Raw genomic sequence first — 13,642 nt, 5'->3', positions numbered from 1 at the left:
GTTCCCCGCGCCCCTAAAGGAGCGGTGCAGGCAACCGCTTCGCGAAGTCCGCGACCGCCGCCCGCACGTCCGCCGCCGTCCACTCCAGGCCCGCCTCCGCCACCGTCACCTCGGTCATGGACAGGCCCGGGCCCTTCGGGTCCCAGAAGCCGGGGAAGAGGTAGGTGCCGGTCTCCTCGGCCTGGCGTACCGCCGCGTCCAGCAGTACGTCGGCTTCGTACGGCAGCCAGACCTGGAACTGGTGGGTGTGCGGTTCCTCCGGGTGGATGCGGAACCAGGGGACGCCCGACCCGGCGAAGCCGTCCCGCAGGGCCGTGGCGACCACGCGCGCGTGGCGGACGTAGTCCGGGAGGCGGGGCAGCTCGTGGTCCAGGCCGGCCAGGGCCGCCAGGGCGGTCGGGAACTGCTGGAAGATCATGCCGCCGTAGCGGTGGCGCCAGGTCTTCGCCTCCTCGACCAGGGTTTTCGGGCCGGCCAGCGCGGCGCCGCCGAAGCCGTCGAGGGACTTGTAGAACGACACGTAGACGCTGTCCGCCAGGTCCGTGATCTCGGGCAGGGAGCGCCCGAAGTGGACGGTGGACTCCCACAGGCGCGCGCCGTCGAAGTGCACCACCGCGTCGCGTTCCCGCGCCGCCTCCACCAGCTCCGTCAGCTCGTCCCAGGAGGGCAGGACGAAACCGGCGTCCCTGAGGGGCAGCTCCAGCATCAGCGCCCCGAAGGGCTCCGCGAAGTCGCGTATCTCCTGGGCGGTGGGGAGCCGGGGCTCGCCGGTGACGCGTACGGTGCGCAGGCCGGCCACCTCGCGGAAGGCGTTGCGCTCGTGCACCTCGGGGTGGGCGAGGGCGTGCACGGCGACCGTGGGGTTGCCGGTGCGGGCCGCCCAGCAGCGCAGGGCGACCTGCTGGGCCATCGTGCCGGTCGGGAAGAACGCGGCGGCCTCCGTGCCCAGCAGGGCCGCGACGCGCCGCTCCAGGGCCTCCACGACACCGTTGCCGTAGACGTCCGCCGGTGCGTCCAGGTCGTACACCTCGGGGGCCGCCTCCTGGAGCAGCGCGAGCCGTTCGCGGAGCGAAGCCCGCGCGCCCACGCGCGCGAGGACGCGGGTGGCACCCCGATAGGCGGCGGAGCGCCGCTCCCGCATCCGGTCCTCCGCCGACAGGGGTTCCTTCGGCTGCTCGTCCTGGGCCGTGGCCGTATCACTCATGCCGTGGATGATGCCGTGGCACCTGGTCAGGGGCTCGTCATTTTTCCGCACCACCGGTGTGACCCGTCACCGGTGTGACCCGTCACCCACAGCCTGTGGACGACCGATCGGCCCCGGACCGGATAGCGTTAACATGACGAGAAATCGTCCGGTACCCAGAGCGGACTGGAACGGGAAGGCCACCCTCGCGTGAGTACAGTCCAACAGCCAGACCCGAGTGAACGCCCCGCGCGGCTCACCGTCGGCGTCGTCGGCGCGGGCCGGGTGGGCCCCGCGCTGGCCGCGTCCCTCCAGCTCGCCGGGCACCGCCCGGTGGCCGTCTCCGGGGTCTCCGACGCCTCCCGGCGGCGCGCCGAGACGATGCTGCCCGACGTCCCGCTGGTATCCCCCGCCGAGGTCCTCCGGCGCGCCGACCTGGTCCTGCTGACCGTCCCCGACGACGCCCTGCCCGGCCTGGTCGCCGGCCTCGCCGAGACCGGTGCCGTACGGCCCGGCCAGCTGCTCGTGCACACCTCCGGGCGGTACGGCGCGAGGGTCCTGGACCCGGCCCTGCGGGCGGGCGCCCTGCCGCTGGCCCTGCACCCGGCGATGACCTTCACCGGGACGCCGGTGGACGTGCAGCGGCTGGCGGGCTGCTCGTTCGGGGTCACCGCGCCCGAGGAGCTGCGGCTGGCCGCCGAGGCCCTGGTCATCGAGATGGGCGGCGAACCGGAGTGGATCTTCGAGGAGAACCGCCCGCTCTACCACGCGGCCCTCGCCCTCGGCGCCAACCACCTGGTCACCCTGGTCGCCCAGGCCATGGAGCTGCTGCGCACCGCCGGCGTGGAGGCCCCCGACCGGATGCTCGGCCCGCTGCTCGGCGCCGCCCTGGACAACGCCCTGCGCTCCGGTGACGCGGCGCTGACCGGGCCGGTCGCGCGCGGGGACGCGGGCACCGTCGCCGCGCACGTCACGGAGTTGCGCAGGCATGCCCCGCAGGCCGTGGACGGCTACCTGGCGATGGCCCGCGCGACGGCCGACCGCGCGCTCGCGCACGGTCTGCTGAAGCCGGAGCTCGCCGAGGACCTGCTCGGTGTCCTGGCCAAGAACGCGCACGGCGCCGACGGCGGCACCGGCCCGACCGGCACCAACGGCACCGAGGGGAACCCCCGATGAGCACCGCCCTGCTCCATACCGCCGAGGAACTGCACGCGCGTGTGCGGCAAGGCCGCCGCGCCGTCGTGATGACGATGGGCGCCCTGCACGAGGGCCACGCCACCCTGATCCGTGCCGCGCGCGAGATCGCGGGCCCGGACGGCGAGGTCGTCGTCACGGTCTTCGTCAACCCGCTCCAGTTCGGTGCCGGCGAGGACCTCGACCGCTACCCGCGCACCCTGGACGCCGACCTGAAGATCGCCGAGCAGGCCGGTGCGGACGTGGTGTTCGCCCCCTCCGCCGACGAGGTCTACCCGGGCGGGGAGCCCCAGGTGCGGGTCAGCGCCGGGTCGATGGGCACGCGCCTGGAGGGCGCCTCCCGCCCCGGGCACTTCGACGGCGTCCTCACCGTCGTCGCCAAGCTGCTGCACCTGACCCGGCCCGACGCGGCCCTGTTCGGGCAGAAGGACGCCCAGCAGCTGGCCGTGATCCGGCGCATGGTGCGCGACCTGAACTTCGGCATCGACATCGTCGGCGTGCCGACCGTGCGCGAGGCCGACGGGCTCGCGCTGTCCAGCCGCAACCGCTACCTGTCGGCCGACGACCGGCGCACGGCGCTCACGCTGTCCCGGGCGCTGTTCGCCGGCCGCGACCGGCACGCGGCGCAGGAGGCGCTGCGCGCGCGGGCGCGCGAAGTGCCGTCCACGCGGGCGCGCGCCGAGGCGCTCAGCGCCATAGGGGAGTCCCGCGCGGCCGCCGACGCGCACGCCGTCGCCAAGGCCGTGCCCAACGCCGCCGCGGCGGTCCGCGCGGCCGCCCGGCAGGTCCTGGACGAGGCCGTCCACTACGACCCGCCGCTCGAACTGGACTACCTCGCCCTGGTCGACCCGTCCGACTTCACCGAGATCGACGACGACTTCACCGGAGAGGCCGTCCTCGCCGTCGCCGCCCGGGTCGGGACGACCCGGCTGATCGACAACCTTCCGCTCACCTTCGGAACCCTCGGAGCCGCCTCGTGACCAGCACAGGCACCAGCAGCACAGGCACCAGCACCGGCATACGACTGCACGCGCCCGCCCCCGGGTGGAGCATCTCGGCGGACGTGGTCGTCGTCGGGTCCGGGGTGGCCGGCCTGACCGCGGCCCTGCGCTGCCAGGCCGCCGGGCTCACCACGGTCGTCGTCACCAAGGCCCGCCTGGACGACGGCTCCACCCGCTGGGCGCAGGGCGGCATCGCCGCGGCCCTCGGCGAGGGCGACACCCCCGAGCAGCACCTCGCGGACACCCTGGTGGCCGGCGCCGGCCTCTGCGACGAGGACGCCGTACGGATCCTCGTCACCGAGGGCCCCGGCGCGGTACGGCGGCTCATCGACACCGGTGCCATCTTCGACGAGTCCTCCGAGGGCGGCCTCGACCTCACCCGCGAGGGCGGCCACCACCGGCGCCGGATCGCGCACGCGGGCGGCGACGCCACCGGCGCCGAGGTCTCCCGGGCCCTCGTCGAGGCGGTACGCGCGCGTGGGCTGCGCACCTTCGAGAACGCGCTCGTCCTGGACCTGCTGACCGACGCCGAGGGCCGTACGGCCGGTGTCACCCTGCACGTCATGGGCGAGGGCCAGCACGACGGCGTGGGCGCCGTGCACGCCCCCGCGGTCGTCCTCGCCACCGGCGGCATGGGCCAGGTGTTCTCCGCGACCACCAACCCGTCCGTGTCGACCGGCGACGGCGTGGCACTGGCCCTGCGCGCGGGCGCGGAGGTCAGCGACCTCGAATTCGTGCAGTTCCACCCGACCGTGCTCTTCCTCGGCCCCGACGCGGAGGGCCAGCAGCCGCTGGTCTCCGAGGCGGTGCGCGGCGAGGGCGCCCACCTGGTCGACGCCGACGGCGTCCGCTTCATGGTGGGGCAGCACGAACTCGCCGAACTGGCGCCCCGGGACGTCGTCGCCAAGGGCATCATGCGGCGCATGCAGGAGCAGGACGCCGAGCACATGTACCTCGACGCCCGGCACTTCGGCGCCGACATGTGGGAGCACCGCTTCCCGACCATCCTGGCCGCCTGCCGGGCCAACGGCATCGACCCGGTCACCGAGCCCATCCCGATAGCACCGGCCGCCCACTACGCCTCCGGGGGCATACGCACCGACGCGCGCGGGCGCACGACCGTGCCCGGGCTCTACGCGTGCGGCGAGGTCGCGTGCACCGGCGTGCACGGCGCGAACCGGCTCGCCTCCAACTCCCTCCTCGAAGGCCTCGTCTACGCCGAGCGCATCGCCGCCGACATCACGGCGGCCCGCGCGGACCACGGCCTGCACGCGCGGGTGCCCGCACCGGTCCCGCACCCCGAGAAGCCCGCGCACCCGCTGCTCGCCCCCGAGACCCGGTTCGCCATCCAGCGGACCATGACCGAGGGCGCCGGCGTGCTGCGTTCCGAGGAGTCCCTGGCCAGGGCCGCCGTACAGCTCCAGCGGCTGCACGCGGAGGCCCGCGACGCCCTGGACGAGAACGGCAAGACCGCCGAGCCCGGCGTCGACACCTGGGAGGCCACCAACCTCCTGTGCGTCGCGCGCGTGCTCGTCGAGGCGGCCCGCCGCCGCGAGGAGACCCGCGGCTGCCACTGGCGCGAGGACCACGCCGACCGCGACGACGCCCGGTGGGGGCGCCACATCGTCGTACGGCTGAATCCCGACCGGACGCTGGCCGTGGGCACCACCGACACCGCAGACTTCCCCCCTACCCGGCCGCACCAGCCACACCAGGAGCAGTGACAGACGTGAGCACCAACGACCTTCCCCTCGCCGACGGCGGCGGCTGCGGCGACGGCTGTGCCTGTGGCGCCGAGGGCGACGAGGAGTACCTGGAGTGCGGGCTCGACCCCGCGCTCGCCGAACTGCTGGCCGCGGCCGGGCTCGACCCCATCGAGGTCGAGGACATCGCCAACGTGGCCATCCAGGAGGACCTGGCGGGCGGCGTGGACGTGACGACCGTCGCGACCATCCCCGAGGAGGCCGTGGCGACCGGCGACTTCGTCGCGCGCGAGGCCGGCGTCGTCGCGGGCCTCCGGGTCGCCGAGGCCGTGGTCTCGGTGGTCTGCACCGACGAGTTCGAGGTCGAGCGGCACGTCGAGGACGGCGACCGGGTCGAGGCCGGGCAGCCGCTGCTGTCGATCACCACCCGCACCCGGGACCTGCTCACCGCCGAGCGCAGCGCGCTGAACATCCTGTGCCGGCTGTCCGGCATCGCGACCGCCACGCGCGCGTGGGCGGACGCGCTGGAGGGCACGCGGGCACGCGTGCGTGACACCCGGAAGACCACCGCGGGGCTCAGGTCCCTGGAGAAGTTCGCGGTGCGCAGCGGCGGCGGCGTCAACCACCGCATGTCGCTCTCCGACGCGGCCCTGGTCAAGGACAACCACGTGGTCGCCGCCGGCGGCGTCGGCCAGGCCTTCAAGGCCGTCCGCGAGGCCTTCCCGGAGCTGGCGATCGAGGTCGAGGTCGACACCCTGCACCAGCTGCGCGAGGTCGTCGACGCGGGCGCCGACCTGATCCTGCTGGACAACTTCACGCCGATGGAGTGCGAGGAGGCCGTCGCCATCGTCGACGGGCGCGCGCTCCTGGAGGCGTCCGGGCGGCTCACGCTGGACAACGCGCGGGCGTACGCCGACACCGGCGTGGACTTCCTGGCCGTCGGCGCCCTCACCCACTCCTCGCCGATCCTGGACATCGGCCTGGACCTGCGCGAGGCGGAGTGACCCCATGCTCCTCACCATCGACGTCGGCAACACCCACACCGTCCTCGGGCTCTTCGACGGCGAGGACATCGTCGAGCACTGGCGCATCTCCACGGACGCGCGCCGTACCGCCGACGAGCTGGCGGTGCTCCTCCAGGGCCTGATGGGCATGCACCCGCTGCTCGGCGACGAGCTCGGCGACGGCATCGACGGGATCGCGATCTGCGCGACCGTGCCGAGCGTGCTGCACGAGCTGCGCGAGGTCACCCGGCGGTACTACGGCGACGTGCCGGCGGTGCTGGTGGAGCCCGGGGTGAAGACCGGGGTGCCGATCCTCACCGACAACCCCAAGGAGGTCGGCGCCGACCGGATCATCAACGCGGTCGCCGCCGTCGAGCTGTTCGGGGGGCCGGCGATCGTCGTCGACTTCGGGACGGCGACGACCTTCGACGCGGTGTCCGCGCGCGGGGAGTACGTCGGGGGTGTGATCGCGCCCGGTATCGAGATCTCGGTGGAGGCGCTGGGCGTCCGGGGCGCGCAGCTGCGCAAGATCGAGGTGGCGCGGCCGCGGAGCGTGATCGGGAAGAACACGGTGGAGGCCATGCAGGCGGGCATCGTGTACGGGTTCGCCGGGCAGGTCGACGGGGTGGTCGGGCGGATGGCGCGGGAGTTGGCGGACGATCCGGACGATGTGACGGTGATCGCCACCGGTGGGCTGGCGCCGATGGTCCTCGGGGAGTCCTCGGTGATCGACGAGCACGAGCCGTGGCTGACGTTGGTGGGGCTGCGGCTGGTGTACGAGCGGAACGTGTCGCGGATGTGAGCGGCCGGTGGGGGCGGGCGCGGGTTCTTCGCCCCCGCCGCCCCTACCCGTCCCGTCCTGAAGGGGGTGCGCCCCCTTCGACCCCCCGGTCGCGACCGCCGCGCTGTTCGGGGGCTGCCGCCCCCGGACCCCCGCATCGGCCTGAACGGCCTCGTCCTCAAACGCCGGACGGGCTGAGTCGTGGTGCTGGCCAACTCTCGTCCTCGGACGCCGGACGGGCTGAGTTGTGGTGCAGGTCGGCTGTCGTCCTCAAACGCCGGACGGGCTGAGTCGTGGTGCAGGTCGGCTGTCGTCCTCAAACGCCGGGCGGGCTGAGTTGTGGTGCTGGCCGGCTCTCGTCCTCGGACGCCGGACGGGCGTCATCGGTCGGCGGCGGCCAGGTGGGTGGCCCTGTCGCGCCACACCCGTTCGGTATGTCGAGTTTGTCTGATTTACGCGTATCTTCGGTCCATGCCCACGCCATACGGATCCCGCGGCGGCATGGTGTTCGGTGCGGAGGAGCTGCGTGTGCTCCGCCGTGCTCTCGCCCTCGCCCTTCACCCCGGTCCCGTCTCCGCCGAGGACGTCAAGGACTGTCATCGGCTCGCCGAGTCGCTCGACGAGGCGATCGGCGAGGGGGCCCGGCTGCGTGCCTTTCTGGTGGCCGATCTGGCCCGGTACCGGGCCGCCCTGCCGGGGACCGCCGCCGGTTACCTCGCCCTCCTGGAGGAGGCGCTGGGGGCCGGGCACCGGCCCACCCCGGACGACCTCACCGCGCTGCGGGCGCTGCGCGGGAACACCGGCGCCGCGGCGCTGCTCGGCCGCTGCCAGGACCTCGCCGAGCGCGACGTGCGGGCCCGGCTCGCCCAGGGGGCGCGCAAGGTACCGGCACCGGCCGTTCCGGCCTCCAGGGTCCGGCTGACGGCCCTGCCGGGCGGGGTGGCCAAGGAGCCGGAGAAGAAACCCAGGGAGAAGCCCGCGGAGCGGCCCGCCCCGCGGCCCGCGGCTCCCGAGCCCTCCGCGCCGAAGCGGCCCATTCCCACCCCGGGCGAGGTCTTCCCGCGCCGCCGGCCCGCCGCGCCGCCGGCCGGGCCCCCGCAGCAACTCGCCGCGGGCTGAGGAAAACGGCAGTTGGCGGGGGGTTGCGGAGTGGTTGGCCCACCCCGCCCCTTTCGCCCGGTACTCCGTGGCTACCCTGGACCCATGGACTACGTCTCCGCGCTCCTGCCTCCGGTCGTCATGGCCATCTTCTTCATCGGCCTGGTCCGGGTGATCGTGAAGACCCAGGGCGGGGCCGCCAAGGCCAAGGAGGACGCCGCCGTCGACGCCGCCTTCGCCGAGAACGCCCGCCGGGCCGCCGTCTCCAAGACCGACGGCGTCTGAGGGCCGGGGCGGCGGCCGTCCGGGGCGGACCGCACTTTCCGAGCCGTACGCCCTTTTTGTTCGCCTTTGTTGGTGAAAGTGCACGTCCGGCAGGCCATTGGCGGGATCTCCCACTATTGTTCTGAGCTGTGCCTCGCCCATTGGGAGAACTCGAAGACGCGGTCATGACGCGGGTGTGGAAGTGGAACCGCCCGGTGACCGTTCGAGAAGTCCTGGAAGACCTTCAGCAGGAACGGTCCATCGCGTACACCACGGTGATGACCGTTCTGGACAATCTCCATCAGAAGGGCTGGGTCCGGCGGGAGGCCGAAGGACGCGCCTATCGATATGAGGCCGTCTCCACCCGGGCCGCCTACGCCGCCGCCCTGATGAACGACGCGTGGTCGCAGAGTGACAACCCGGCCGCCGCACTCGTCGCCTTCTTCGGGATGATGAGCGACGAACAGCGGCAGGCCTTGCAGGACGCAGTACGCATCGTGCAGGGCCCGGATAGCCGGGAGCGGCGCGAAGAGAGGGAAGAGCGGGAAGCTCCGCAAGAGGAGAACCCCGGCTCCGTGGCGGACGCCGGCGGGCGATAGCGTCCGCTCATGTCAGCGACGCGCCCCGAAGTCACCGCAAAAGCCATCACCGTCCGGCGGGCCCGGACCAGCGATGTCCCGGCCGTGCGCCGCCTCCTCGACGCGTACGTTCGCGACCGCATCCTGCTCGACAAAGCCACGGTGACGCTTTACGAGGACATCCAGGAGTTCTGGGTCGCGGAACGCGACGACAACGCCGAGGTGGTCGGCTGCGGCGCACTGCACGTGATGTGGGAAGACCTCGCGGAAGTACGCACTCTCGCGGTGAACCGGGGTCTCAAGGGCGCCGGTGTCGGTCATCAGTTGCTGGAGAAGTTGCTGGAGACCGCACGTTGGCTTGGTGTTCGCCGTGTTTTCTGTCTGACCTTCGAAGTCGAGTTCTTCGGGAAGCACGGCTTCGTGGAGATCGGCGAGACACCCGTGGACACCGATGTCTACGCGGAGCTGCTGCGTTCCTATGACGAGGGAGTCGCGGAGTTCCTCGGACTCGAACGAGTGAAACCGAACACCTTGGGCAACAGCCGGATGCTTCTGCATCTGTGATCGCCGAGAGGGATCGCGGCGGACAAGGGCCATCGGGGCGGAGATGGCGCCAGTGATGGACAGTGATGGGCCGGAGATCGGGCGGAGATCGGCCTGCTATTCCGGGCATCGCCCCTTGCCCAGGTGCCCTATGTCCGAAACGCGCATGTTTCCGGGTGGGAGCGGGCCCCTCGATCTCTCCCGGGGGTTTGTGTTTTTCCCGCAAAAGCGGTTTGCTTTCCGACGTACTGCAGTACTGCATATAACAGGGGGCGGCGAAACGGCGGGCGCCGCAGACCCCGGCCCTGAAGTTATCGATGAAAGGAAATCCGGTGGCACAGAAGGTTCAGGTCCTTCTTGTCGACGACCTCGACGGCGGCGAGGCGGACGAGACCGTGACGTTCGCGTTGGACGGCAAGACGTACGAGATCGACCTCACGACCGCCAATGCGGACAAGCTGCGCGGCCTTCTCGACCCGTATGTCAAGGGCGGCCGGCGTACCGGTGGCCGTGCTTCGGGCGGACGCGGAAAGGCCCGTGCGGCTTCCGGCGGCAGCCAGGACACCGCGCAGATTCGCGCGTGGGCCAAGGAGAACGGTTACGACGTCAACGACCGTGGCCGTGTTCCGGCGACGATTCGCCAGGCCTACGAGGACGCGAACGTCTGACTGTCATCCGGCCCGCGGCCCACGCGCCGCAGCCGGACCCGGTGGCACTCCGTGGCCACCGTGTTCACCAGTCGTACGAGATCGGGGGCGCCCCCAACGCCCCCCATGGCCGACAGCGTCGGCAGCGAGGCCTCGACCTCGCACCCCGACTCGGGGGGCCGCAACCAGACGGCGGCCCCCTGCACGGGCCCGCCCGGGCCCCCGGGGGATCCGGAAGACGGCCGGATCCCGGTGACCGCCGGGCCGGGCCGGACCGGCGCGTCCATCGCGCCCCCGGCGCCCAGCGCCCGCAGGCCGAGATCGAGGGCCGGTGCGCCCCACTCCAGCCAGGCCAGCAGCCCCGGCAGCTCCTCCGCGCTGCCCGCCGCCACCAGCAGCCGCATCCGGCCGCCCTGAAGGGCCACCGGAGAGCCCGGCACCAGGTGCCTGAGCGCCCCTGCCCCCGCCCGCGCCGGCATCTCCAGCACGTCGAAACGCACGCCCGTGACCAGCCGTAGCGGCTCTCCGGGCACCGCGGGCACTGTTGCCCACCCCAGATCGTTCTCGTACCAGTGCCGGACCGTGCCGGAACCGGCGCCGCACTCGGAAGCGGAATCGAACGGACGACGGGGGTGAGGGACCGTTGAAGCGGCCAGAGGCGCTGTGCCAGCCATACCAGGCGCAACCGTCCGGAAGCCGCGCAGGTTACGCTGGGTGCGCGTACGGCTGCGCACAGTTCCCGAAGAGGGGGCGTGCGGAGGTCCGGAGGGACGCAAGGTTGTTCGCCCGTAGCGGAGGGACCGGGGGCCCACGGCATGGACTGTCAGTAGCTGCGGGTAAGACATCCCTAGTGGGAGGGGGCGACACGCAGACGAGGCCGTCTCACGTTCGCCATCGGCGTACTGGCGGAAGGGGTAACTGCCTGGCCTGCGGGAACATCGTCTCGCACCATCGGGTTGGAGCAGATGTCGGCGTTCGGGGTCAGGAGGCCATCGACGGTGTCGGCAGTTGGAATGAGCGGTCCCCGCTTGCGGGACTAAGCTGCGGAAGGACAGGGAGGGGAAGTTCCCCCCACTGCCTGACCGCTCTGAGGAGCGATTAACGATGTTCGAGAGGTTCACCGACCGCGCGCGGCGGGTTGTCGTCCTGGCTCAGGAAGAAGCCCGGATGCTCAACCACAACTACATCGGCACCGAGCACATCCTCCTGGGCCTGATCCACGAGGGTGAGGGTGTCGCCGCCAAGGCCCTTGAGAGCCTCGGGATTTCGCTCGAGGCGGTCCGCCAGCAGGTGGAGGAGATCATCGGCCAGGGCCAGCAGGCCCCGTCCGGGCACATCCCCTTCACCCCCCGTGCCAAGAAGGTCCTGGAGCTGTCGCTCCGGGAGGCCCTTCAGCTGGGTCACAACTACATCGGCACGGAGCACATCCTGCTCGGCCTGATCCGTGAGGGCGAGGGCGTCGCCGCCCAGGTCCTGGTCAAGCTGGGCGCAGATCTCAACCGGGTGCGGCAGCAGGTCATCCAGCTGCTCTCCGGCTACCAGGGCAAGGAGACCGCCACCGCAGGCGGGCCTGCCGAGGGCACCCCCTCGACGTCCCTGGTCCTCGACCAGTTCGGCCGGAACCTCACCCAGGCCGCTCGTGAGTCCAAGCTCGACCCGGTCATCGGGCGCGAGAAGGAGATCGAGCGGGTCATGCAGGTGCTGTCCCGCCGTACCAAGAACAACCCGGTCCTGATCGGTGAGCCCGGCGTCGGCAAGACCGCCGTCGTCGAGGGCCTCGCCCAGGCCATCGTCAAGGGCGAGGTGCCCGAGACCCTCAAGGACAAGCACCTCTACACCCTCGACCTCGGCGCCCTGGTCGCCGGCTCCCGCTACCGCGGTGACTTCGAGGAGCGCCTGAAGAAGGTGCTCAAGGAGATCCGCACCCGCGGCGACATCATCCTGTTCATCGACGAGCTGCACACGCTGGTCGGTGCGGGTGCCGCCGAGGGCGCCATCGACGCGGCTTCCATCCTGAAGCCGATGCTGGCCCGCGGTGAGCTGCAGACCATCGGTGCCACCACCCTGGACGAGTACCGCAAGCACCTGGAGAAGGACGCGGCCCTGGAGCGCCGCTTCCAGCCCATCCAGGTCGCCGAGCCGTCCCTGCCGCACACCATCGAGATCCTCAAGGGTCTGCGTGACCGGTACGAGGCCCACCACCGGGTCTCCATCACGGACGAGGCGCTGGTCCAGGCCGCCACCCTGGCCGACCGGTACATCTCGGACCGCTTCCTGCCGGACAAGGCGATCGACCTGATCGACGAGGCCGGTTCCCGGATGCGCATCCGCCGGATGACCGCGCCGCCGGACCTCCGCGAGTTCGACGAGAAGATCGCCGCCGTCCGCCGGGACAAGGAGTCCGCGATCGACTCGCAGGACTTCGAGAAGGCCGCCTCCCTCCGCGACAAGGAGAAGCAGCTCCTGGCCGCCAAGGCCAAGCGGGAGAAGGAGTGGAAGGCCGGCGACATGGACGTCGTCGCCGAGGTCGACGGCGAGCTGATCGCCGAGGTCCTCGCCACGGCCACCGGCATCCCCGTCTTCAAGCTGACCGAGGAGGAGTCCTCCCGACTGCTCCGCATGGAGGACGAGCTCCACAAGCGGGTCATCGGCCAGGTCGACGCCGTCAAGGCGCTGTCGAAGGCGATCCGCCGTACGCGTGCCGGTCTGAAGGACCCGAAGCGCCCCGGTGGCTCGTTCATCTTCGCCGGCCCGTCCGGTGTCGGTAAGACCGAGCTGTCCAAGGCCCTCGCCGAGTTCCTCTTCGGTGACGAGGACGCGCTGATCTCCCTCGACATGTCGGAGTTCAGCGAGAAGCACACGGTGTCGCGTCTCTTCGGTTCGCCCCCCGGCTACGTGGGCTACGAGGAGGGCGGCCAGCTGACGGAGAAGGTGCGGCGCAAGCCGTTCTCGGTGGTCCTCTTCGACGAGGTCGAGAAGGCCCACCCGGACATCTTCAACTCGCTGCTGCAGATCCTGGAGGACGGTCGCCTGACCGACTCCCAGGGCCGGGTCGTGGACTTCAAGAACACGGTCATCATCATGACGACCAACCTCGGCACCCGGGACATCTCCAAGGGCTTCAACCTGGGCTTCGCGGCCACGGGCGACACGAAGTCCAACTACGAGCGCATGAAGAACAAGGTCCAGGACGAGCTCAAGCAGCACTTCCGGCCCGAGTTCCTCAACCGCGTCGACGACGTGGTCGTCTTCCCGCAGCTGACGCAGGAGGACATCCTGCGGATCGTCGACCTGATGGTCGGCAAGGTGGACGAGCGCCTCAAGGACCGGGACATGGGCATCGAGCTCTCCCAGTCCGCCAAGGAGCTGCTGTCCAAGAAGGGCTACGACCCGGTGCTGGGCGCGCGTCCGCTGCGTCGCACGATCCAGCGCGAGATCGAGGACACGCTCTCGGAGAAGATCCTCTTCGGCGAGCTGCGCCCCGGTCACATCGTGGTCGTCGACACGGAGGGCGAGGGCGACACCAAGACCTTCACCTTCCGCGGCGAGGAGAAGTCGGCCCTCCCCGACGTCCCGCCGATCGAGCAGGCGGCCGGCGGAGCCGGACCGAACCTGAGCAAGGAGGCGTAGGCCTCACGGCCGTGCG

The 13,642-nt window shown here is 71.6% G+C and carries 13 protein-coding genes; 11 read left to right on the top strand and 2 right to left on the bottom strand.

The annotated features are described in order from the left end of the window. Window positions 1-13: 13 nt before the first annotated feature. Window positions 14-1,204 (bottom strand): beta-eliminating lyase-related protein, encoded by a 1,191-nt coding sequence (locus ACFZB3_RS25845; RefSeq protein WP_391378986.1) that lies wholly within the window; start codon window positions 1,202-1,204, stop codon window positions 14-16. A 189-nt stretch (window positions 1,205-1,393) separates the two neighbouring features. Here ACFZB3_RS25845 and ACFZB3_RS25840 point away from each other — a divergent pair, with 189 nt between their 5' ends. The 10 genes from ACFZB3_RS25840 (at window position 1,394) to ACFZB3_RS25795 (ending at window position 10,017) form a co-directional block, all read left to right on the top strand. Beyond that, window positions 1,394-2,359 carry a DUF2520 domain-containing protein gene (locus tag ACFZB3_RS25840; RefSeq protein ID WP_391378984.1) on the top strand — a complete coding sequence of 322 codons (966 nt, stop codon included), beginning with the start codon at window positions 1,394-1,396 and terminating at the stop codon, window positions 2,357-2,359. After that, window positions 2,356-3,357: a pantoate--beta-alanine ligase gene (gene panC, locus ACFZB3_RS25835; RefSeq protein WP_391378982.1), complete on the top strand. Its 1,002-nt coding sequence runs from the start codon at window positions 2,356-2,358 to the stop codon at window positions 3,355-3,357. Before ACFZB3_RS25840 ends, panC begins: the two co-directional genes overlap by 4 nt. Beyond that, window positions 3,354-5,102 (top strand): L-aspartate oxidase, encoded by a 1,749-nt coding sequence (locus tag ACFZB3_RS25830; protein WP_391378981.1) that lies wholly within the window; start codon window positions 3,354-3,356, stop codon window positions 5,100-5,102. Before panC ends, ACFZB3_RS25830 begins: the two co-directional genes overlap by 4 nt. A 5-nt stretch (window positions 5,103-5,107) precedes the next feature. Further along, window positions 5,108-6,085 (top strand): carboxylating nicotinate-nucleotide diphosphorylase, encoded by a 978-nt coding sequence (gene nadC, locus ACFZB3_RS25825; protein ID WP_391378979.1) that lies wholly within the window; start codon window positions 5,108-5,110, stop codon window positions 6,083-6,085. Window positions 6,086-6,089: 4 nt separating this feature from the next. Continuing rightward, window positions 6,090-6,887 carry a type III pantothenate kinase gene (locus ACFZB3_RS25820; RefSeq protein ID WP_351714172.1) on the top strand — a complete coding sequence of 266 codons (798 nt, stop codon included), beginning with the start codon at window positions 6,090-6,092 and terminating at the stop codon, window positions 6,885-6,887. Between the two features lie 480 nt (window positions 6,888-7,367). Beyond that, window positions 7,368-7,985: a hypothetical protein gene (locus tag ACFZB3_RS25815; RefSeq protein WP_391379779.1), complete on the top strand. Its 618-nt coding sequence runs from the start codon at window positions 7,368-7,370 to the stop codon at window positions 7,983-7,985. An 84-nt stretch (window positions 7,986-8,069) separates the two neighbouring features. Beyond that, window positions 8,070-8,249, top strand: coding sequence for a hypothetical protein (locus tag ACFZB3_RS25810; protein ID WP_391378976.1), 180 nt, complete (start codon window positions 8,070-8,072; stop codon window positions 8,247-8,249). Window positions 8,250-8,413: 164 nt separating this feature from the next. After that, on the top strand, window positions 8,414-8,827 hold the full coding sequence (locus ACFZB3_RS25805) for a BlaI/MecI/CopY family transcriptional regulator (RefSeq protein WP_391378974.1): 414 nt from the start codon (window positions 8,414-8,416) through the stop codon (window positions 8,825-8,827). 9 nt (window positions 8,828-8,836) lie between these two features. After that, window positions 8,837-9,370 (top strand): amino-acid N-acetyltransferase, encoded by a 534-nt coding sequence (locus ACFZB3_RS25800; RefSeq protein WP_391378971.1) that lies wholly within the window; start codon window positions 8,837-8,839, stop codon window positions 9,368-9,370. Window positions 9,371-9,681: 311 nt separating this feature from the next. Further along, window positions 9,682-10,017: a histone-like nucleoid-structuring protein Lsr2 gene (locus ACFZB3_RS25795; RefSeq protein ID WP_391379777.1), complete on the top strand. Its 336-nt coding sequence runs from the start codon at window positions 9,682-9,684 to the stop codon at window positions 10,015-10,017. Here the strand turns inward: ACFZB3_RS25795 and ACFZB3_RS25790 are convergent. After that, entirely contained in the window at window positions 9,996-10,670 is a 675-nt protein-coding gene (locus ACFZB3_RS25790) for an SCO3374 family protein (protein WP_391378970.1), read from the bottom strand. The two genes, ACFZB3_RS25795 and ACFZB3_RS25790, sit on opposite strands and share 22 nt — an antisense overlap. A gap of 430 nt (window positions 10,671-11,100) precedes the next feature. On the opposite strand from ACFZB3_RS25790, the gene ACFZB3_RS25785 reads away from it, so the two are divergent. Continuing rightward, window positions 11,101-13,626 (top strand): ATP-dependent Clp protease ATP-binding subunit, encoded by a 2,526-nt coding sequence (locus tag ACFZB3_RS25785; RefSeq protein WP_362592826.1) that lies wholly within the window; start codon window positions 11,101-11,103, stop codon window positions 13,624-13,626. Window positions 13,627-13,642 lie beyond the last annotated feature (16 nt).

It is taken from the genome of Streptomyces sp. NPDC008092, from assembly GCF_042957285.1.
Classification (GTDB): Bacteria; Actinomycetota; Actinomycetes; order Streptomycetales; family Streptomycetaceae; genus Streptomyces.
This window is presented reverse-complemented; position numbering and strand designations above follow the sequence as displayed.